The sequence below is a fragment of the Pseudomonas sp. 1L-E-NC-VB-C3 genome (genome assembly GCF_057291535.1).
Genome location: NZ_JBXAWD010000011.1, coordinates 214680 through 235062 on the forward strand (window position 1 = coordinate 214680; position 20383 = coordinate 235062).

The window sequence follows — 20383 nt, forward strand, 5'->3', positions numbered from 1 at the left end:
CGGCCGCGGCCTCGGGGCAAGACATGACATCCGGATGCAAACTTCTTTGTGTTGCGCTCATCGCGCTCGGTCTGGCCGGTTGCATCGCCGCGCCGATTGAAATGACCACGCAAACCGAAACGCGCCTGAAGGCACAGGCCCCCGTACGTTTTCTGCTGACGTTTGACGATGGCCCCAGCGCTTCAGGATGGTGGAATCCCACGGCGACGGTGCTCGACAGCCTCAAAAGCAATCCGCTGCAGGCAGACATCAAAGCCGTGTTTTTCGTGCAGACCCGAGCACCCAGGGCAGGCGACAGCGAGATCGGTCGCAGCCTGATGCGTCGTGAACACGCCGAGGGGCATATTCTCGCCTTTCACACTGCAACCCACTGGCACACCAACCATCGCTCACTCGATCCGCAAGAGCTGGAGCAATCGCTGACCGATGGCAGCGCTGACATTGCCGCCATCACCGGAGCGCTGCCCAAGCTGTTGCGCCCACCGTTCTGGAACTACGACAAGCGCACATTTGCGGCCTATCAAAAACACGGCTTGCACGTCTTGCTCACGGACCTGAGTGCCAACGACGGCAAGATCTGGGGCTTCAACGCCAGCCCTCGGCGTCGGGCGAACATGCTGCGGCAGTTATCGGAAGTGCGCGAGCGCATCGCGGTGGGTCAATTGCCGACCGTGGATGGCGTGATTCCGGTCGTGGTGACGTTCCATGATCTCAATCGCTACACCGCGCGCCACACTCGCGAATATCTGCAGATTCTGCTCGATAGCGCGGCGGCGACCGGGGTCAGACTGGCGGACGAGCCGTTCTACGACGATCAGGCCGCACTGGAAAAAGCCGCGTTGGCGCGTACGGTTCAGCAAAGCGCTGAGCCGGTGAATCTGCCCGGTATGTGGAACTGGATCTGGGATCACGACGCGCATTGAATTGCGTGAGTGAGTTGTGATCGGCTAGGCATTCCCGAGCGGGCAATTAACAGACCGTGGGTCTATGCTCGATGGATCGATTCTCCGCCTGCGAGGCGCCCGTCCATGCTTGCCATTGCCGATATTTGCCGGATCGTCGAGTCAGGCTTCCCCACGTTCAAGTGTGATTGCACCCCGACTGGACAAGGTCTGTTGCGGATCAAGGTGTATGAGCCGGGCAGTGGGCGCGTCGAGCTGTTGCTTGACGGCGTATCTCCCGAGCATCTGGTGACGATTCGCGATATTTCCAATTTCATCGGTGAGTTGCGCACGGAAATCAGCGCCGGTCGCCGGGCGTTCGCCGGCTGATCGTTATAAACGCCGTTGGAAGGCCTGCACGATGCGCCGTGTCGCGTCGTTGGTTTCAAGATTGTGCAGGTCATCGAGCGGATACCAGATGCAATCGACGATTTCATTCTGCGGGCGCACATCGTCGAGGTTGACCACCGACGCCTCATAAACGTGATGTCGCGTACTGCCCGCCTGCAGATCCATCAGATACAGGACGTCCTCGGCATTCAGCCCGGTTTCTTCTTCCAGCTCGCGAACGGCAGCCGCCGCGCGGGTTTCCCCGGGCTCGATCTTGCCCCCGGGCAGCGACCAGTGATGGCGGGGTTTGCGCACCAGGAGGATATGCCGATCCTGTTCGCAAATGACGGTAGCGCGTACTTTCATGAATGCCCTGCTGTTGCTTGTCATAAAACTGTAATTAAACTGCAATATTCGAGCCGCAAGCAGATTTAAAGGTTCCCCGTTGATTGGGAGCTACTTGCCCAGCAAAAAGTGCCAGTGGATTGACGAATGCAGGGTGAGTGCGGGTCTACAACGAAGCAGGTACCGGGTGTAAGGTGGGCCTGTACACCGAAAACACCGTTGGCAAAAGGGAGGTGCTTATGAGCATTCCAATGCTGAACAAGCTGCACATGAATGGTTACGATGTGCTCAGTGTGAACAGCGGCCCGTGGCGGGTCTGCACCCAGGGCGACCGATTGGCGTCATTCACCAGCAGGGAGGAAGCGATGGCCTATGCGGCGGCGCTTCCCGGTTACAAAAAGCGCTCCCGGCAGGGGCAAAGCCACAACAGCGGTTGAGGCTGTGTAACGAAAGAGCCCCGGTTTCGACCGGGGCTTCTTGTTTGTGGCTTTGGAACGCTTGTCAGTGCACCTTGATCCGGCTGATGGTCCGGGCTTTTACCTCCTTGGCGTAGATCTGCAATCTCTCTTCGTCGCTTTGCAGGATTTCGCAGGAGCGCAGCACGGTCTGGGCGTCTGCCTCGTTGCCGGATTTACGCAGTTGTTCAGCGATGCGCTTGAGATCGACCGCCGACCATCTCAGGTCCGACGCCACGCTTTGCAAATCCCGTTGAAGTTCGTGTTCGTATTCATTGAGCCGCATGATCACCTCCTGAACGTTCTCGGAAGAAAAGAGTAGTCGCATTTTCCCGGATGCGGCCAAGTCATCTGACGCCCGGCTGAACCGATGTGAAAAATTGTCCAAACGCCGGTAACGGCGGGTTGCCACGATGGATGTGCAAGCGGTTAAACGGTACATTCAGCTTTTTTCCGCACAGGTAAACAACATGCGCGTATGGATCGGCAGTCTGGCACTTGCTCTGTTGACGGGGTGCTCGTTACCGGCGTCGCTGGTGCCGGGCGAGCCAAACCTCAGCAAGACCAGTGACAAGCCACCCAAGGAATATGCTGCGTGTTTGTTACCGTTGTGGCAGAAAGACGTGGCCAAGACTTCGCAGACGTCGATTTCCAACGGCTACCGGATTACCGCGCCGAGCATTATCACGGCGGATGAGATTCTCGATATCGTCAAATACAAGGATGGCAGCAAAGTGTCCCTCTACCAGGGGCCGCCGTGGGCCAAGTCCGGGTCGCTGCGCCAATCGGTGCGTGACTGCCTGTAGAACAGGCGCCCGATTCGCCCAAAAAAAGGCAGACACCGAAGTTCAGTGTCTGCCTTTTTTCATGGGGTGAGGCACTGGGCAAGCGCCGCAATGGTCTGTGACAGTTGCCGAGAGGCGCTGCCGAATCCTGGACTAGGCTTTGAATGTCGGCCCGTGACGGGTTCGGCATGACTAAAAGGAGCCTCGGATCATGGATGATCTGGTCAAGGACATCATTCCGCTGTTGCAGTACCTCATCCCCGGGTTTCTATCGACCTGGATCTTCTATTCACTTACGGCATTCAAGCGACCGGATACGTTCGGCCAGATCGTGCAGGCGCTGATATTTACTTTTGTGATTCAGGGCGCGGTGTTGGCGGTGGGCAACCTCTGTTTGTGGATTGGCTCGAAGGGTTTTTCATTAGGAAACTGGGATGATCGGGCGCAAACGCTCTGGGCATTTATGTTTTCGCTGATGCTGGGATTGTTTGCCTGTTACCTGGCTACGAGTGACAAATTGCACGGCTGGTTACGTGAGCGAAACGTCACGAAACAATCTTCTTTCCCCAGTGAATGGTTCTGCGCCTTTGCCCAACATGAGCGCTTTATAACCCTGCATTTAAGCGACGAAAGGCGCGTATTTGGCTGGCCGGTCGAGTGGCCACGGGAATCATCAAATGGTCAGTTCGTCATGAAATATCCGCGTTGGCTCACGGATGATGGCCAACCTGCATCTATTGGCGCGGAGTTTTTGTTGATAGATTCCGCGAAAGTCAAATGGGTCGAGTTCAGCCCAGTATCAGAGGGATCAACATGCCAACTGCCAGAGCACCACAACCCATGCCAAAGCATTTAGAGCGACTCTTTGTCGGGCCGGACGGAAAAATGCTCGACGTGCCCTTGATCAAGGGACCCAGTGCGCCGCCGCCTCTGAAACCACGGTCTAGACGATAAACTTCTTCAGCCCCAACCCTGCACCACCGCCCGGCGAATCGCCTCCAGCAACATCGCGAACGCCGGGTTGTCATTGTTCTCCCGCCAGATCAGATGCAGTTCGCTTTGCACCCCTTCGCCCAGATCGATCTCGCGAAACACCACATTCCTGAACACCACGCTGGTAGCGCAACGCGGTACCAGCGCCAGACCCATGCCAGCGTTGACCAGCGCCAGAATCGTCAGCGACGAGCCCAGCCACTGCACGTAATCCGGCGCCACCCGCGCTGAGCGTAGCGTGCCGGTCAACAGTTCGTTGAACGGCGGATAGGCTTCATGGGAGTACATCAGGAACGGTTGTTTATCCAGATCGGCGACAGACACTTCAGTCGCGTTTGCCAACTTGTGCCCGCTGGGCACTGCCAGCACAAATGGTTCGCGCACCAGGCATTCGGTGGCATAGCCCGGTTCCTGCAATGGCGCCCGTGCGATGCCCAGGTCGATACGGCGAGCTCGCAACGCCTCGTGCTGTTGATAGGTGTTCATCTCTGCCAGATCGATTTTCACCTGGGGCTGTTTAAGTCGCGCTTCGGCGATCACCTTGGGCAGAAACTCATACACCGCGCTGCCGACAAACGCGATGTTCACCGAACCAATATCGCCCTCGGCAAACCGGCGTGCGGTGATCGCTGCTTGCTGGGCGCGCTCCAGCAGATTCTGCGCTTCAACGAAAAATGCCCGGCCTGCCGCCGTCAGCGCAACGCTGCGTGTGCTGCGGGTGAACAGCTCGACGCCAAGGTGATGCTCCAGCAACTGGATCTGCCGACTCAGCGGCGGCTGCGTCATGTTCAGACGCTCGGCGGCGCGGCGGAAGTTGAGTTCGGTGGCGACCGTGGTAAAGCAGCGCAGTTGGGTGAGTTCGAACATTGATCTAATCCAGGTATCAATCGAATGCCTGTTTAGATTAGACGGGATCAATGCACGACGTCCATGATCGGCTCATTGCTTCAAGTCATCCCTAAAAAAACAAGATCGGGAGTCGCCCCTTGAAAACCCTCCAGAGTCCGCCGGACATCACGGTGCTCGCCCGCGCCGCCGCCAAGGTCAAACGCCACGTACTGCCGCTGTTCGTGGTGATGTTCATCGTCAACTACATCGACCGGGTCAATATCGGTTTCGTGCGCAGTCATCTGGAGACCGATCTGGGCATTGGCGCAGCGGCTTATGGACTTGGCGCCGGATTGTTTTTCATCGGTTATGCGCTGTTCGAAGTGCCGTCGAACATGCTGTTGCAGCGCTACGGCGCGCGGGTCTGGCTGACGCGGATCATGTTCACCTGGGGCGCTGCGGCCATGGCCATGGCCTTTGTTCAGGGCGAAACCAGTTTCTACGTACTGCGCTTTATTCTTGGCGCGGCTGAGGCCGGGTTCTTCCCGGGAATCATTTACTACTTCACCCAATGGCTGCCAGCGTCCGAGCGCGGCAAAACCATGGCGGTGTTCCTTAGCGGCTCGGCGATTGCCTCGGTCATTTCCGGCCCGGTGTCCGGTGCGCTGTTGCATATCAGCGGATTGGGCATGCACGGCTGGCAGTGGATGTTTCTGATCGAAGGCGCAGCGTCGGTGGTGCTGTGTGCTTTCGTCTGGTTCTGGCTGCAATCGCACCCGCGCCAAGCCAAGTGGCTGAGCGAGGAGGAGCGTGAAGCGCTGGTCGCGGCGATTGCCGAGGAGCAGCGCGCTCGCGAAGCGGTACAAGTCGCCAAGCCGTCGATGTTCAAGCTGCTGGCTGACCGACAGATCGTGCTGTTCTGCTTCATCTACTTTTCCATTGCCCTGACCATCTACGGCGCAACCTTCTGGCTACCGAGCATGATCAAGAAGATGGGCAACCTCGGTGATTTCCAGGTCGGGCTGCTCAACTCCATTCCGTGGATCATTTCGATTGTCGCCATGTACGGCTTCGCGGCGCTGGCCGGCAAGTGGAAATTCCAGCAGGCCTGGGTCGCGCTGACCCTGGTGATCGCCGCCATCGGTATGTTCATGTCGACCACCGGCGGGCCGGTGTTTGCCTTTGTCGCGATCTGCTTCGCCGCCATCGGTTTCAAAGCGGCGTCGGCGCTGTTCTGGCCGATTCCGCAGAGCTATCTGGATGCGCGCATTGCTGCGGCGGTGATCGCGCTGATCAACTCCATCGGCAACCTTGGCGGCTTCGTCGCGCCGACCGCGTTCGGCATCCTTGAACAAACCACCGGCTCCATCGAGGGCGGCCTGTATGGCCTGGCGGCGACATCGCTGATCGCTGCCGTGGTGATCTTCTTCGCCCGCACGGCGCCTGGCGCCAAAGATAAAACCCCGGCAAAGCCAAGTGACGAAGCCGCCGTTGTGGCGCCGGCTCGTCCGGCTGCGAGCCACTGAATCGATTGTTGATCTGTCAGGAGCGTTATCTTGAAAATCACCCGTGTCAGCGTCACCCCGATTGCCTTTCGCGATCCGCCACTGCTAAACGCCAGCGGCATCCACGAACCCTTTGCCCTGCGCTCGATCATCGAGATTGAAAGTGACAACGGCTACATCGGCCTCGGCGAAAGCTACGGCGATGCCCCGGCGCTGGCGATCCAGCAACAATTGCAGAGCCAGTTGATCGGCCTCGATCCGTTCAACCTCAATCAATTGCGCGCGATCGTGCAGGCCACCGTGGCGGCGAATAAACCCGCCGGCGTCGCTGGTGCCGAACTGGCCCCCGGTTCCCACGCCAGCAAAGCGGAGAGCAATGCCTACTCGGCATTCGAAGTGGCGTTTCTCGATTTGCAGGCGCACTACCTGAACGTGCCGCTGGTGGACCTGCTCGGCGGCGCGATCCGCGATGAAGTGCCGTTCAGCGCCTACCTGTTTTTCAAATACGCCGAACATATCGAGTCCCCCTACAAGCCGGACAACTGGGGCGAGGCGCTGAGCGAGCAACAGATCGTCGCGCAGGCAGCGCGGATGATCGAGGCGTACGGTTTCAAGAGCATCAAGCTCAAGGCCGGCACCTTGCCGCCGGAGCATGAGGTGGCATGCATCAAGGCACTGAAGAAAGCCTTTCCGGGTTTTCCGCTGCGCATCGATCCGAACGGCAACTGGTCGCTGGAGACAGCGATTCGCATGGCCGAACTGCTCGGCGATGATCTGCAGTATTACGAAGACCCGACGCCGGGCCTTGATGGCATGGCCGAACTGCACAAGCGCACCGGTCTGCCCTTGGCGACCAATATGGTCGTCACCGATTTCGACGAGTTCCGCCGCAGCGTTGCGCAGAACAGCGTGCAAATCGTCCTCGCCGACCACCATTATTGGGGTGGCCTGCGGGATACGCAGACGCTGGCAAAAATGTGCGATGTGTTTGGCCTCGGCGTGTCGATGCATTCCAACTCGCACCTGGGCATCAGCCTGATGGCCATGGCGCACGTTGCGGCGGCGGTGCCGAATCTGGATTACGCCTGCGACACCCACTACCCGTGGCAGGAGCCGGACGAGGAAGTGATCAAGGGCGGCAAGCTGCCGATTGTCGATGGCTGTGTGAAGATCAGCCGTGCGCCGGGGTTGGGGCTGGAACTGGACCATGAGCAACTGGCCAAGCTGCATGACCAGTACCTGACGTGCGGGATTCGCCAGCGCGATGATGTGCGGCAGATGCAGCGGTACAAGGCGGATTGGCGGGCGGTCAAGCCGAGGTTTTAAGTTCGTTGCGACTGGCTTCTTCGCGAGCAGGCTCGCTCCCACACTTGACATACGTTTCCCTGTGGGAGCGAGCCTGCTCGCGAATGGCCGCGACTCGATCCTTCAGAGGGTATCAATCAGCCAATCCCTGAACGCCTTCAACGAAGGCAGATTCTCATTACGCGGCGGGTACACCAGGTAATAGCTGCGTCGGCTGGTAATCGGCTCGCCCAGTTGCAGCAATTCGCCCTTGAGCAATTCGTCTTCGACCAGAATTCGCGGCACCAGGCCAACACCGATATTGGCGCGTACCGCCTGGATCAAGTGCGAGGTCATTTCAAAGCTCGGTCCGATCCGCATGCTGCGATGCGCAAGTTGGTGATGGCTGAACCATTCCGCCCATGCCTGGGCATTGCTGCTGACGTTGAGCAGCAACTGCCCGGCAATGTGCCGTTCGGCCTCCTCGCGTTCCGTTGCCGACAACTGCGCGCTGGCAATGGCCACCAGTTCTTCGGTGTGCAGGGGCAGGGCGGTCAGGCCTGGCCATTCACCGCCGCCGACGCAGATCGCCGCGTCGATTTCGCTGGTATCGAAGTCGATGGTTTCGATCCGCGAGTGCAGGTGCACGGTCATGCCCGGGTGCGCCGTGTAGAAATCCTTCAACCGTGGCAGCAGCCATTTCGAGCCGAAGGTCGGCAGCGTCGCCAGGCGCAGGCTGTGGATGCCCGAACCAAACGCCATTGCCTGCAAGGTTGCGCTGCGAATCTGCCCGAGGGCTTCGCTGAGTTCGCGCTGATACATGCGCCCGACATCCGTCAGCACCACCTGCCGGCCTTCGCGGCTGAACAAGCGCATGCCGAGCATCTTCTCGAGAATCTGTACCTGGCGGCTGACCGCGCTCTGCGTCAGTGACAGTTCATGGGCGGCGCGGGTGTAGCTCTCGTGTCGAGCGGCGGCCTCGAAAGCCAGCAGCAGCGACATGGACGGTGTGAGGGTGCGCGGATTCATTCGTAAAACTCATCGATAGCGGGTCGAAATTACGCTTGTTCCTGGGTTCGCCAGCAATGAACATGGGCGCAATCAGATGGCGGAGCCTGACGCAATCATTCGTTGCGCACAACTGTCCACCGCCACACAGCCCGATTTGACCGAGATAACCCGACCGATGATTGCCCAGCTGTCGCCCGCCAAAGCCTTGACCGGCGATTACCAACAATTCCTCGCCGCCCTGAAAATCAGCGGTTTTCGCGGGGAAATCAGCGCCGATTACGCCAGCCGTGTGGTGCTCGCGACCGACAACTCGATCTATCAGCGCCTGCCGCAAGCCGCTGTGTTTCCGCTGGATGCGGACGATGTGGCACGTGTCGCACGGCTGATTGCCGAACCGGCGTACGAGAAAGTGGTGATCACCCCGCGTGGCGGTGGCACCGGCACCAACGGCCAATCGCTGACGGATGGCATCGTCGTCGATCTGTCGCGGCACATGAACCGCATTCTGGAGATCAACGTCGAACAGCGCTGGGTGCGGGTGCAGGCCGGGGTGGTCAAGGATCAGCTCAACGCCGCGCTGAAATCCGCCGGGCTGTTTTTTGCTCCGGAACTGTCGACCTCGAACCGCGCCACGGTCGGCGGCATGATCAACACCGACGCCAGCGGCCAGGGCAGTTGCACCTACGGCAAGACCCGCGACCATGTGCTGGAACTGGAGATGATCCTGCGCGGCGGCGAGCGTTTGCGCGGTCTGCCGCTGACCGAGGATGAGCTTGCAGCGCAGTGCGCCCGTGACGACCGGGTCGGCGAAGTCTATCGTTGTGCGCGGCAGATCATTGATGAACAGGGCGAGCTGATCAAGGCACGCTTTCCGGATCTCAACCGCTGCTTGACCGGTTATGACCTGGCGCACCTGCGTGAGGCCGATCAGCGCTTCAACCTCAACAGCGTGCTCTGTGGCGCGGAGGGCTCGCTGGGCTTCGTCGTCGAAGCGCGGCTCAACGTGCTGCCGATTCCCAAGCACACGATGCTGGTGAATATCCGCTACGCCGGGTTCATGGATGCCTTGCGCGATGCACGGGCGTTGATGGCGCTCAAGCCGTTGTCGATCGAAACCGTCGATTCGAAAGTCTTGCTGCTGGCGATGCAGGACATCGTCTGGCACGGCGTTGCCGAATATTTTCCCGAAAACCCTGAGCGACCGACTCTGGGCATCAACCTGGTCGAGTTCTGCGGTGACGATCCCGAAGACCTGCAGCGCCGCGTCGAAGCGTTCCTCGAACATCTGCAAAGCGACCGCACCGTGGAGCGCCTCGGACATACACTGGCGATCGGTCAGGCAGCGGTGAACAAGGTCTATGGCATGCGCAAACGGGCGGTGGGCCTGCTCGGCAACGTCGCCGGCGAAGCCCGCCCGCAGCCTTTCGTCGAAGACACCGCAGTGCCGCCGCAGCATTTGGCCGAATACATCGCCGAGCTGCGCGAGCTGCTCGACAGCCACGGTTTGCAGTACGGTATGTTCGGCCATGTTGACGCCGGCGTACTGCACGTGCGGCCGATTCTCGACATGAAAGACCCGCAGCAAGCGGCGCTGGTACGCCCGGTGTCTGATGGCGTCGCCGCGTTGACCCAGCGCTACGGCGGCCTGCTCTGGGGCGAGCATGGAAAGGGCCTGCGTTCGGAGTACGCGCCGGCATTCTTCGGCGAGTTGTACCCGGCGCTGCAAGCCTTGAAAGCCGCGTTCGACCCGCTCAATCAGTTCAACCCTGGCAAAATCGCCACGCCGGCCAACGGCGGCGCGGCATTGCTGAAGATCGACGAAGTGACCCTGCGCGGCGAGCTGGATCGGCAGATCGACGAGAAAGTCTGGCAAAGCTACGGCGCGGCCATGCACTGCAATGGCAACGGCGCCTGCTACAACTTCGATCCCGATGACGCCATGTGCCCGTCGTGGAAAGCCACCCGCGAACGCGCGCAGTCGCCCAAGGGCCGCGCTTCGCTGATTCGTGAATGGCTGCGGTTGCAGGGCGAGGCGGGCGTCGACGTGCTCTCGGATGCGATTCGCAAACCGGCTTTTTTCCGCTCGCTGTGGCAGCGCTGGCGCAACAGCCGCGATCCGTCGGCGGACTTCTCCCATGAAGTGTATGACGCCATGGCCGGTTGCCTGGCCTGCAAATCCTGCGCGGGGCAGTGCCCGGTCAAGGTCAACGTGCCGGAATTCCGCTCGCGTTTTCTCGAGCTGTATCACAGTCGTTATCTGCGGCCGGCACGGGATTACCTGATTGCCTCGCTGGAATACACCATTCCCTATATGGCGCGGATTCCGGCGCTGTACAACGGTCTGATGGGCGCTGGCTGGGTGCGTGGCGCACTGGCGCGGATCGGTGGCATGGTCGATGTGCCGTTGCTCAGCCGTTTCGATTTCCACGCAGCGATGCGCCGTTGGCAGGTGCAGCCAGCAACGGTTGCAACGCTGTCGGCGCTGACCCCAGAGCAACGCGAACGCAGCGTGGTTATCGTGCAGGACGCCTTCACCCGCTACTTCGAAGCGCCGCTGCTGGCTGATCTGGTCGAGCTGATTTCACGCCTGGGTTATCAGGCCTATCTCGCGCCATTCAGCGCCAATGGCAAACCGCTGCATGTGCAGGGCTTTCTCTCGGCGTTCAATCGCGCGGCGTTGCGTAATGCTGAGCAGTTGCAGGCGCTGGCGCAGACCGGGGTGCCCTTGCTGGGGCTGGATCCGGCGATGACTCTGGTCTATCGCCAGGAATACCTGAAAGTACCGGGCCTGAATGAATGTCCTGAAGTGGCGCTGGTGCAGGAATGGTTGCTCAAGGTCATGCCAGAACGGACGCCTGATGCTCAGCCGAAAGCGTTCCGTCTGCTCGCCCATTGCACGGAGAAAACCAACGCGCCGGCCGCGACCCGCCAGTGGGAACAGGTCTTCGAACGTGCCGGACTGAAGCTGGCCACACAAGCCACCGGTTGCTGCGGCATGTCCGGTACCTACGGCCACGAAGCGCGTAATCGGCAGACCTCGGCAGTCATTTATGAGCAATCGTGGGCGCGTCAGGTGCAGGCTTCGGCGGAGCAGGGCGAGGCGTTGGCGACCGGCTATTCCTGCCGCAGCCAGGTCAAGCGCCAGTCGGATCAGGCGCTGCGCCATCCGTTGCAGGTGCTGCTGGAGACTCTGCGTCGCTGATCGTGTCGCTGGTGTCCTTGTCCCAGATCAGGCGCGGGTCGAAACTCATCGCCGCGAGCATGGTGAACACCACGACCAGGCCGAAGAACAGGATGCCCGGTCGTGGTTCGATATCGCCCAGCGCCTGGAATTTCACCAGCGCCGCGACCAGCGCGACCACCAGCACATCGAGCATCGACCAGTAACCGATCAGCTCGACGAAGCGATACAGCTTGGAACGCTCCTTGCGCGCCCAGTCGCTGTTGCGCTGCACGGTGACGAGCAGCAAGGTCAGGGCGACGAATTTGATTCCCGGCACCGCGATGCTGGCGATGAAAATGATCAGGGCAATGTCCCACGCCCCGGCCTCCCAGAACTCCAGCACGCCACTCATGATCGTGCTGTCGGCACCGTTGCCAAGCATCACCGTATTCATCACCGGCAGCAGATTGGCAGGAACATAAAACGCCAGCGCGGCGAGCATGTACGCCCAGGTGCGCGCCAGCGAATTGGTCTTGCGCCGGTGCAACGGCGCATCACAGCGCGGGCACTGGTGTGGCTCGTCGGTCATGTCACAGGCCAGGCCACAGCTGTGGCACAGGCACAGGTTGAGTTCGCTGGCGGTCGGTGGACGCTTCATAAAATGTCCCACAGTTCACGAATGTCCCGGCCGGCAATGCGGATCATCATCAGGCTCAGCACCGCCAGGGCGAACAGGCCGATCCCGGGCAGCACATCGAGCAAGCCGGCGAGTTTGAACACCGCGACCATCGCCCCCAGCAGACACACTTCGAGCATGCTCCACGGGCGCAGGGTTTCCAGCCAGCGCATGCACAGGTTGAATCCCGGTGCCCGACGCAGGCCGAGGGCAAAACTCAACACCCAGACCAGCAACACCAGCTGAAATGCCGGGGCGATGATGATCGCGATCGCCGCGACCATGGCGATAAAGGTGATCGGCCCCTGGCTCAGCGCGAGCACCGAATCCCATAGGGTCGCGCTGTTTTTCATGCCTTTGAGGCTGATGCTCATCACCGGGTAGAAATTGGCGAACAGCCACAGCATCGCCGCCGTGAACGTCAGCGCCAGACGCTGCTCGATGGTCAGGCCGTTGAAGCGCTGCAGCACGCCACCGCAGCGCACGCACAGGGTTTTCTGGTGTTTGGCGAGCACGACTTTCTCGTACACACAATCACAGTGCTCGCAGATGATCAGATGTTCGGTGTTGACCATGGACAACGCTCGAGGAGGGCCGCGACAGCAGGGCAGACCTGTTCACTATAGAAGCCCGGGGCCGATGGGCAACCTTGATCCTGACTTGTTTGGGTTTTGCTTTTTTGATGTTATAAGGTAACGCTAATTTGCGGGCGGCGTTGCGGCCGTCCGGTGTTATCCCTCTCGATTGCGAAAGATCCATGACCCCTGTGCTTCCCCGTTCTGCCCCATTGACGACTGGCCGGCTGCTGTCTATTGATGCGCTCCGAGGCCTGGTGATCCTGTTTATGCTGCTCGATCACGTGCGCGAAACCTTTCTCTTGCACCGACAGGTCTCCGATCCGATGGACATCGCCAGCACCGAGCCGGCGCTGTTTTTCAGCCGCACATTGGCGCATTTGTGTGCGCCGGTGTTTGTCTTGCTGACCGGTTTGTCGGCATGGCTCTACGGCGAAAAATACGCTGGCAAAGCCGATGTCAGCGCGTTTCTGTTCAAGCGCGGATTGTTCCTCGTGGCGCTGGAATTCACTTTGGTCAACTTCGCCTGGACGTTCCAGTTGCCGCCCAGCGTGATCTACCTGCAAGTGATCTGGGCGATCGGCCTGAGCATGATCGCGCTGGCGCTGCTGGTCTGGTTGCCACGTGCGGTGCTGCTGACGCTGAGCCTGGCGATCATCGCCGGGCACAACTTGCTTGATACGCTGCATTTCCCGGTCGAGTCGGCGCTGCATGTGCCTTGGGCGATTCTGCATGATCGAGGCTGGATCGAGATCAGCGACACCCTGCGCCTGCGCACCTCGTACCCGCTGCTGCCGTGGATTGGTGTAATCGGCCTGGGCTATGCACTGGGACCGTGGTTTGCCCGGGGCATGGATGCGGCGGTGCGTCAGCGTCGTTTGCTGATTGCCGGGGTCGGTGGATTGCTGGGCTTCGTGGTGCTGCGCTTGATTAACGGCTACGGCGAAAAACCGTGGGCGATCAACGATTCGCTGGTGCAGACACTGATGAGTTTTTTCAACATCACCAAATATCCGCCGTCGCTGCTGTTCATCGCGCTGACTGTGAGCGTGGGGCTGTTGCTGCTGCTCGTCTTTGAGCGCGTGCAGAGTCGCCGCTGGATTGGCTGGCTGACGGTGTTCGGTTCGGCGCCGATGTTTTTCTATCTGCTGCACTTGTACGTGTTGAAGGTGTTGTACCTGATTGGCGTGGCGCTGTTCGGCCTGAATCAGGGCAACTATTTCGGCTTTTCGACGGTGGCGGCGGTGTGGCTGGCGGCGGTGGTTCTCGCCGTGGTGCTGTTCCCGACAGTGCGCTGGTTCTCTGCATTGAAAGCGCGGCGGCGGGACATCAGCTGGCTGAAATATCTGTAAATTGCGTGGACTTGTGGGAGTGAGCTTGCTCACGAAAGCGGTGAATCAGCCGGTATAAATGCTGGCTGATGCACCGCCATCGCTGGCAAGCCAGCTCCCACAGGGTTCTATGGTGTTTGCTGTATCAGTTTCCACCGCAGTATTTGTGGGAGCTGGCTTGCCAGCGATGGCGCCGGTGGATTCGGCATCTTCATCGCTTGATACACCGCTTTCGCGAGCAGGCTCGCTCCCACAGGTTTTACAGCATCCGGCTTATTTACGATCCAGCCACACGGTCTGCGCGTTGCAGAATTCCCGTACGCCAAAGTGCGACAGCTCACGACCGAAGCCGCTTTTTTTCACGCCGCCGAAGGTCACACGTGGATCGCTGGCGGAGTAGCCGTTGATGAACACGCCGCCGGTTTCCAGTTCACTGGTCAGTTGCTCAGCCAGCGCCACGTTCGCGGTGTAGATAGTCGCGGTCAGGCCGAAATCGCTGTCGTTGGCCAAGGCCACGGCGTGTGCGCAATCGCGGGCGGTGATGATCGAAGCGACCGGGCCGAACAGCTCTTGCTTGAACGAAGTCATGCGGTCGGTGACATCCGCCAGTACCGTCGGCTCATAGTAGTTGCCCGAACCCTCAACCTTGCCGCCCCCCAGCAACAGCGTCGCGCCTTCCTCCAACGTGTCGCGCACTTGCTGATCCAGCTCATCACGCAGATCGAACCGCGCCATCGGCCCGATGTAAGTGTCGGCGTTCAGCGGATCGCCCACTTTCAACTGGCGTGTAGCTTCGACGAACTTACGGGTAAATTCCTCGACCACACCTTGTTCGATGATCAAGCGTTTGGCAGCCGCGCAGACCTGGCCGGAATTCTGATAACGACCGACCACCGCCGCGTGCACCGCCTCATCCAGGTCAGCATCGTTGAGCACGATGAACGGATCGGAGCCGCCGAGTTCCAGCACGCATTTCTTCAATGCCGCACCGGCCTGAGCGCCGATGGCCATGCCGGCGCGGACGCTGCCGGTCAGCGTCACAGCGGCGATGCGCGAATCGGCAATGGCGCTGGAAACGCCTTCCGGGGTGACGTTGATCACCTCAAACACGCCATCCGGGAAACCGGCACGAACAAACGCATCGCGCAACAGATAAGCGCTGCCCATCACGTTTGGCGCGTGCTTCAGTACGTAGGTGTTGCCAGCGATCAGCGTCGGCACCGCGCCGCGCAGCACTTGCCAGATCGGGAAATTCCACGGCATTACCGCCAGAATCGGCCCCAGCGGGCGGTACTCGATGCGCGCCTTGCCGCCTTCCACCTGAGTCGCCTCGGCGTCGAGCATGGCTGGGCCGTGTTCGGCGTACCACTCGCAGAGCTTGGCGCATTTCTCGATTTCGCCACGGGCCTGGGCGATCGGCTTGCCCATTTCCTGGGTGATCATGGTTGCCATCGCTTCTGAGGTTTCACGCAGCGCGCCGGCGAGGGCGGTCAAAAGGCGCGAACGATCCTGCAGCGGCTTGCGCTTCCACTTGCCGAAAGCGAAGGCAGCGCGAGTCAGTGCCGCATCAAGGGCAACGGCGGATTCAAACGCGTATTGCCCGATCTGCTCACCGGTGGCGGGGTTGATCGAGATGGCGTGGGTCTGGCTGGAAATCTGGCTCATGACGTTGTCCTGTAGGTTCGTCGGATGGGCCTAGAGTAGGGTGGCGTTAGTTTTCTGGAAACTGAATAATAAAGAGCGTTTCTTTCACGATTGGAGAATGACTTTGGATCTGGTGCAACTGGAAATCTTCAAGGCCGTGGCCGAGCACGGCAGCATCAGCGCCGCCGCCACGCAGATCCACCGCGTGCCGTCGAACCTGACTACGCGGATCAAGCAGCTTGAGCAGGATCTCGGCGTCGATCTGTTCATCCGTGAGAAAAGCCGATTGCGCCTGTCGCCGGCCGGGTGGAGTTTTCTCGAATACACGCGGCGCATTCTCGATCTGGTGCAGGAAGCCCGAGCCACGGTGGCGGGGGAGGAACCCCAGGGCGCGTTCCCCTTGGGTTCGCTGGAAAGTACCGCAGCGGTGCGTATCCCCGAACTGCTGGCGGCGTACAACCAGCAGCACCCAAAGGTCGACCTCGATCTTTCAACCGGGCCATCGGGGACGATGATCGACGGTGTGCTGTCCGGGCGTCTCGCCGCTGCATTCGTCGACGGCCCGGTACTGCATCCGGCCCTGGAAGGTGTGCCGGCGTTCGAGGAGGAAATGGTCATCATCGCGCCGCTCAATCATTCACCGGTCGAGCGTGCGGCGGACGTGAATGGCGAAAACATCTACGCCTTCCGTTCCAACTGTTCTTACCGGCATCATTTCGAAAAATGGTTCAGCACTGACGCTGCCGTACCGGGCAAGATCTTCGAAATGGAGTCCTACCACGGCATGCTCGCCTGCGTCAGCGCCGGTGCCGGCCTGGCACTGATGCCGCGCAAAATGCTGCAAAGCATGCCCGGCAGCGCGACGGTCAGCGTCTGGCCGCTGACCGCGGACTTCCGCTATCTGACCACTTGGCTGGTGTGGCGCCGGGGCACGGTGTCGCGCAGTCTGAGCATGTTCGTGCGCTTGCTTGAAGAGCGGGGCGTGGTGCGTGAGCAAGCCTGATCGAGCATGTCTTTATGGCGTGCCGTTGCGCCCGTACAAACGATAACCGTCGCGCTGATTCAAGCGATCGTAATAGGCGCGCACCGCAGCAAGATCCCCGTGATCGAGCGGCGTTTCGAACCAGCGATTGACCGACAGCCCGATCGGGATGTCCGCCAGGGAAAACTGCTCGCCACTGACGTAAGCGCCGGTCTTCTCCAGTTGGCGATCGAGGATTTGCATGTTGCGCGTCCAGTCCCGGCAGCCGGCGGCCAGGGCATCGCGATCCTGATAGTCCGGCGACTTGCGCACCAGCGCCATCAGCGGATACGACCACGAGCGATTCAGCTCCGAGGCCTGCCAGTCGGTCCACTGATCGACCCGCGCCCGGGCAACAGGCTCAGCGGGATACAAATGCGCGCCGCCGTAACGCGTCGCCAGATAACGAATGATCGTGTTTGATTCCCACAAGGTGAAATCGCCGTCCTGGATCACCGGCACCATGGCGCAGGGATTCAGCGCGAGAAACTCCGGCGTGTTTGGCGACTTGAAACCCGAACCCCAGTCTTCGCGCTCGAACGGGATGTCCAGTTCGGCACAGGTCCACAGCACTTTGCGCACGTTGATCGATGAGGCTTTGCCGAGTAGTCGCAGCATGGGATTTCCTTCTCCGGGTAGTGGACGCAGAAAAATACCATAGCGTAAAACACAAGGCCCGCATTGCGCGGGCCTTGGTTCATCAGCATCTGACTACGGCTTTTGCCGGGCGGGATTACCGGTTGAGGAACGCCAGCAGATCTTCATTCAACGCCTGCGCATGGGTTACGGCGAACCCGTGCGGCGCGCCGGCGTAAACCTTCAACTCAGCGCCTTTGATTTGCGCAGCGGCCTGCTTGCCGGTGGTTTCGAACGGCACGATCTGGTCGCCGTCACCATGGATCACCAGGGTCGGCACATCGATCTTGGCCATATCCGGGCGGAAGTCGGTTTCCGAGAACGCGGTCACGCAATCGACGGTGCCCTTGAGCGAGGCCATCAGCGCGATGTTCAGGGTTTGCGTGAGCACGCCGTCAGAGACTTTCTGGCCCTGATTGGTGCCGTAGAACGGCGCGTTGAAATCAGCGATGAATTGCGCACGATCCTTCAGCAGGCCGGCCTTGATGCCGTCGAACACCGATTTGTCGACGCCGTCGGCGAAGTCGGCTTTCTTGCCGAACAGCGGCGTGACCGCACCGAGCAATACCAGGCCGGCAACACGCTCGCTGCCGTGGCGGGCGATGTAGCGGCTGACGTCGCCGCCACCCATGGAGAAGCCGACCAGAGTTACGTCGCGCAAGTCCAGATGGTTGATCAAACCGGCGATGTCATCGGCGAAAGTGTCGTAGTCGTAGCCGGTCCACGGCTGCTCCGAGCGACCGAAACCACGGCGGTCGAAGGCGATGGTGCGGTAGCCGCGACTGCTCAGGTACTCCATCTGGTATTCCCACATGTCGGCATCCAGCGGCCAGCCGTGGCTGAACAGCACGGGCTTGCCGCTGCCCCAGTCCTTGTAATAGATCTCGGTGCCGTCTTGGGTCTTGAAGGTGCTCATGCAAACTCCTTGTGATCGTGTGTGGCAAGAATAGATGCCGAATGGGCAACGGCCACTATCCGCGCAAAACGCGCCCGCCACTTGTACGCAGGTGCTGGTTTCACCCATATGAAAGCGCGGCAAATCCCGATGAGCGGAACAAACTTAAGTTTGACGTCAAAATGATGGCCCTCTAATATCGCGCCACTATTTTGATGTCACTTTTTATGTCGAGGGATCGAACATGTTTTCACCCGCCTTCACGGCGCGGTTGTGCCTGGCGCTGCTTTGCCTTTCTCCGCTTGAATCTGCCTGGGCCGCGCCCACTCCTGGTGAAACCGACCTGATCCGCGAACGTCAGAGCCGCTTGCTCGAAGAGCAGCAGCGGCGCCTCGAAGAACTCAAGGATCTGCCCGGCAAAGACGCCAAACCGGCGCAACCGACAACCCCCGTCGATACGCGCTGCTTCACCATCAAGGACATCGAGCTCAAGGGCGCCGACAGCCTCTCGGAGCGTGAGAAGACGCGGCTGCTCAAGCCTTATATCGGCGAATGCCTCGGCGTGCCGCAGCTCAACGAGCTGCTCAAAGTCATCACCGATCACTACATCGAAAAAGGTCTGGTCACCAGTCGTGCGTATCTGCCGCAACAGGATCTGTCCGCCGGACACCTGAAAGTGCTGGTGGTCGAAGGCAAACTCGAAGGCATGAAAGGCGCAGAAAACAGCCGGCTCTCGGATCGCGAACTGGCCATGGCCTTTCCCGGCAAAAGCGGTGAACTGGTCAACCTGCGCGAGATCGAGCAAATGGTCGACCAGCTCAATCGCCTGCCGTCCAACCAGGCCAAAATGGAGCTGGCGCCGGGGCAGAATGTCGGCGGCAGTGAAGTGCGCGTCACCAACACGCCGCAGAAACCTTGGCGCGCCGGCCTGTCGCGCAGCAACGATGGCCAACGCAGCACCGGCGAGCAGCAGTGGGGCACGTCGTTCGACTGGGACAGCCCGCTGGGGCTGGCTGACCAATTGAGCCTGCGCGGCGGCCACGATGCGATGACCGATCACCAGCACACCTCCAACAACGCCATGCTCAATTACAGTCTGCCGTGGGGCTGGTGGACGTTCAGTTACACCTACAGCCAGAGCGAGTACCGCTCGCAGATTGCCGCCAACGGCTACAACTTCAAGCAGACCGGCGACAGCGAAAACCATCAGTTGCGCGCCGAACGCGTGATCCATCGCGACGCGGTCAGCAAGACCTCCCTCAGTGCGGGACTTTCGTACCTGCGCAGCAACAACTTCATCGAAGACAGCAAACTCAAACTGAGCAGCAATCGCATCAGCGAAGCGCAATTCGGCTTCAACCACGGCCGTCGTGTCGGCAGCGCGTTCGTCAACTTCGATGCTGGCGTGCAGGAGGGCATCGGCGCTTTCGATGCGCAGGGCAGTCACGATCCCGGTCCTGGCGAGCCGGACGCACGCTACCGCAAATACACCGCAACGCTGAGCTATTTGCAGCCGTTCAAATTGCTCGGTGAATCCTTCAGCTTCAGCAGCCTGATGACCGGCCAGCGCAGCGAAGATGTGCTGTTCAGCCCACAACGCACGAGCCTCGGCGGCTCGGCGTCGATCCGTGGCTACAAGGATCAATCGCTGTCCGGCGACAGCGGTGGTTACTGGCGCAACGACCTGCGCTGGAGCCGCCCGGTGACTGCCGAATGGCTGCAACTGGTGTTCGCCGAGTACGGCACCAGCCTCGGATACGACCAGGGCGTAATTCGCGGCGATCGCTACAACGGCGATCAGCACGGGCGCATGTCGAGCAACTCGCTGGAGCTGTTCGCCCGTGGTCAGCATGTGGCCGCCAGCGTGACTTTCGCGCATTCCCTGGAACGACCCGACGCGCTGACCGAGCGTGAAGCGCCGATCTATTTCCGCCTGGATTTCTTCATTTAATTTTTGCCCGCTTC

20 protein-coding genes are annotated in these 20383 nt (G+C 60.3%); 11 read left to right on the forward strand and 9 right to left on the reverse strand.

The features are described 5' to 3' along the window. Window positions 1–23: 23 nt before the first annotated feature. Window positions 24–923: a polysaccharide deacetylase family protein gene (locus AC0Z5Z_RS19475; RefSeq protein ID WP_252884378.1), complete on the forward strand. Its 900-nt coding sequence runs from the start codon at window positions 24–26 to the stop codon at window positions 921–923. Between the two features lie 105 nt (window positions 924–1028). Then, a complete protein-coding gene (locus AC0Z5Z_RS19480) occupies window positions 1029–1271 on the forward strand; it encodes a DUF1652 domain-containing protein (protein WP_016775073.1) in 243 nt (80 codons plus the stop codon). 3 nt (window positions 1272–1274) lie between these two features. Here AC0Z5Z_RS19480 and AC0Z5Z_RS19485 read toward each other — a convergent pair whose 3' ends face one another. Next, window positions 1275–1637: an NUDIX hydrolase gene (locus AC0Z5Z_RS19485; RefSeq protein WP_485611547.1), complete on the reverse strand. Its 363-nt coding sequence runs from the start codon at window positions 1635–1637 to the stop codon at window positions 1275–1277. Window positions 1638–1855: 218 nt separating this feature from the next. Here AC0Z5Z_RS19485 and AC0Z5Z_RS19490 point away from each other — a divergent pair, with 218 nt between their 5' ends. Then, window positions 1856–2053: a DUF2188 domain-containing protein gene (locus tag AC0Z5Z_RS19490; protein ID WP_423664592.1), complete on the forward strand. Its 198-nt coding sequence runs from the start codon at window positions 1856–1858 to the stop codon at window positions 2051–2053. Between the two features lie 64 nt (window positions 2054–2117). On the opposite strand, the gene AC0Z5Z_RS19495 is transcribed toward AC0Z5Z_RS19490, so the two are convergent. Then, the gene (locus AC0Z5Z_RS19495) at window positions 2118–2357 is read right to left on the reverse strand and encodes a hypothetical protein (RefSeq protein WP_041480783.1); all 240 of its coding nucleotides are present in this window, start codon (window positions 2355–2357) and stop codon (window positions 2118–2120) included. A 184-nt stretch (window positions 2358–2541) separates the two neighbouring features. Here AC0Z5Z_RS19495 and AC0Z5Z_RS19500 point away from each other — a divergent pair, with 184 nt between their 5' ends. Both AC0Z5Z_RS19500 and AC0Z5Z_RS19505 read left to right on the forward strand, forming a co-directional pair. Continuing rightward, a complete protein-coding gene (locus tag AC0Z5Z_RS19500) occupies window positions 2542–2877 on the forward strand; it encodes a hypothetical protein (RefSeq protein WP_041480781.1) in 336 nt (111 codons plus the stop codon). Window positions 2878–3067: 190 nt separating this feature from the next. Beyond that, window positions 3068–3712: a DUF6338 family protein gene (locus tag AC0Z5Z_RS19505; protein WP_150741030.1), complete on the forward strand. Its 645-nt coding sequence runs from the start codon at window positions 3068–3070 to the stop codon at window positions 3710–3712. Between the two features lie 104 nt (window positions 3713–3816). Here AC0Z5Z_RS19505 and AC0Z5Z_RS19510 read toward each other — a convergent pair whose 3' ends face one another. Beyond that, entirely contained in the window at window positions 3817–4716 is a 900-nt protein-coding gene (locus AC0Z5Z_RS19510; RefSeq protein WP_056789291.1) for a LysR family transcriptional regulator, read from the reverse strand. A gap of 119 nt (window positions 4717–4835) precedes the next feature. On the opposite strand from AC0Z5Z_RS19510, the gene AC0Z5Z_RS19515 reads away from it, so the two are divergent. Together AC0Z5Z_RS19515 and AC0Z5Z_RS19520 are read left to right on the forward strand one after the other, a co-directional pair. Then, window positions 4836–6203 carry an MFS transporter gene (locus tag AC0Z5Z_RS19515; RefSeq protein ID WP_315434736.1) on the forward strand — a complete coding sequence of 456 codons (1368 nt, stop codon included), beginning with the start codon at window positions 4836–4838 and terminating at the stop codon, window positions 6201–6203. A 30-nt stretch (window positions 6204–6233) separates the two neighbouring features. Continuing rightward, window positions 6234–7508: a glucarate dehydratase family protein gene (locus AC0Z5Z_RS19520; RefSeq protein WP_150635057.1), complete on the forward strand. Its 1275-nt coding sequence runs from the start codon at window positions 6234–6236 to the stop codon at window positions 7506–7508. Window positions 7509–7610: 102 nt separating this feature from the next. On the opposite strand, the gene AC0Z5Z_RS19525 is transcribed toward AC0Z5Z_RS19520, so the two are convergent. After that, window positions 7611–8495 (reverse strand): LysR substrate-binding domain-containing protein, encoded by an 885-nt coding sequence (locus AC0Z5Z_RS19525; protein WP_236168672.1) that lies wholly within the window; start codon window positions 8493–8495, stop codon window positions 7611–7613. Between the two features lie 157 nt (window positions 8496–8652). Here AC0Z5Z_RS19525 and ydiJ point away from each other — a divergent pair, with 157 nt between their 5' ends. Beyond that, a complete protein-coding gene (gene ydiJ, locus AC0Z5Z_RS19530) occupies window positions 8653–11679 on the forward strand; it encodes a D-2-hydroxyglutarate dehydrogenase YdiJ (protein ID WP_485611553.1) in 3027 nt (1008 codons plus the stop codon). Here the strand turns inward: ydiJ and AC0Z5Z_RS19535 are convergent. Both AC0Z5Z_RS19535 and AC0Z5Z_RS19540 read right to left on the reverse strand, forming a co-directional pair. Continuing rightward, the gene (locus tag AC0Z5Z_RS19535) at window positions 11612–12298 is read right to left on the reverse strand and encodes a paraquat-inducible protein A (RefSeq protein WP_485611548.1); all 687 of its coding nucleotides are present in this window, start codon (window positions 12296–12298) and stop codon (window positions 11612–11614) included. The genes ydiJ and AC0Z5Z_RS19535 overlap by 68 nt on opposite strands. Further along, window positions 12295–12891, reverse strand: a complete 597-nt coding sequence (locus AC0Z5Z_RS19540) for a paraquat-inducible protein A (RefSeq protein WP_016775060.1) — start codon at window positions 12889–12891, stop codon at window positions 12295–12297. The genes AC0Z5Z_RS19535 and AC0Z5Z_RS19540 overlap by 4 nt, the downstream gene beginning before the upstream one ends. A 182-nt stretch (window positions 12892–13073) precedes the next feature. On the opposite strand from AC0Z5Z_RS19540, the gene AC0Z5Z_RS19545 reads away from it, so the two are divergent. Further along, complete coding sequence (locus AC0Z5Z_RS19545) at window positions 13074–14243, forward strand: acetyltransferase domain-containing protein (protein ID WP_150635060.1); 1170 nt, start codon at window positions 13074–13076, stop codon at window positions 14241–14243. 252 nt (window positions 14244–14495) lie between these two features. On the opposite strand, the gene AC0Z5Z_RS19550 is transcribed toward AC0Z5Z_RS19545, so the two are convergent. Next, on the reverse strand, window positions 14496–15887 hold the full coding sequence (locus AC0Z5Z_RS19550; protein ID WP_150635061.1) for an aldehyde dehydrogenase family protein: 1392 nt from the start codon (window positions 15885–15887) through the stop codon (window positions 14496–14498). A 103-nt stretch (window positions 15888–15990) separates the two neighbouring features. Here AC0Z5Z_RS19550 and ptrR point away from each other — a divergent pair, with 103 nt between their 5' ends. Then, entirely contained in the window at window positions 15991–16869 is an 879-nt protein-coding gene (gene ptrR, locus AC0Z5Z_RS19555; RefSeq protein WP_038862196.1) for a putrescine utilization regulator PtrR, read from the forward strand. A gap of 12 nt (window positions 16870–16881) precedes the next feature. On the opposite strand, the gene AC0Z5Z_RS19560 is transcribed toward ptrR, so the two are convergent. Then, on the reverse strand, window positions 16882–17505 hold the full coding sequence (locus tag AC0Z5Z_RS19560; protein ID WP_056789310.1) for a glutathione S-transferase family protein: 624 nt from the start codon (window positions 17503–17505) through the stop codon (window positions 16882–16884). 115 nt (window positions 17506–17620) lie between these two features. After that, complete coding sequence (locus AC0Z5Z_RS19565) at window positions 17621–18439, reverse strand: alpha/beta fold hydrolase (RefSeq protein WP_095180222.1); 819 nt, start codon at window positions 18437–18439, stop codon at window positions 17621–17623. A 223-nt stretch (window positions 18440–18662) separates the two neighbouring features. Between AC0Z5Z_RS19565 and AC0Z5Z_RS19570 the strand changes: the two genes are divergently transcribed. Next, a complete protein-coding gene (locus tag AC0Z5Z_RS19570; protein WP_252876463.1) occupies window positions 18663–20369 on the forward strand; it encodes a ShlB/FhaC/HecB family hemolysin secretion/activation protein in 1707 nt (568 codons plus the stop codon). Window positions 20370–20383: the final 14 nt, after the last annotated feature.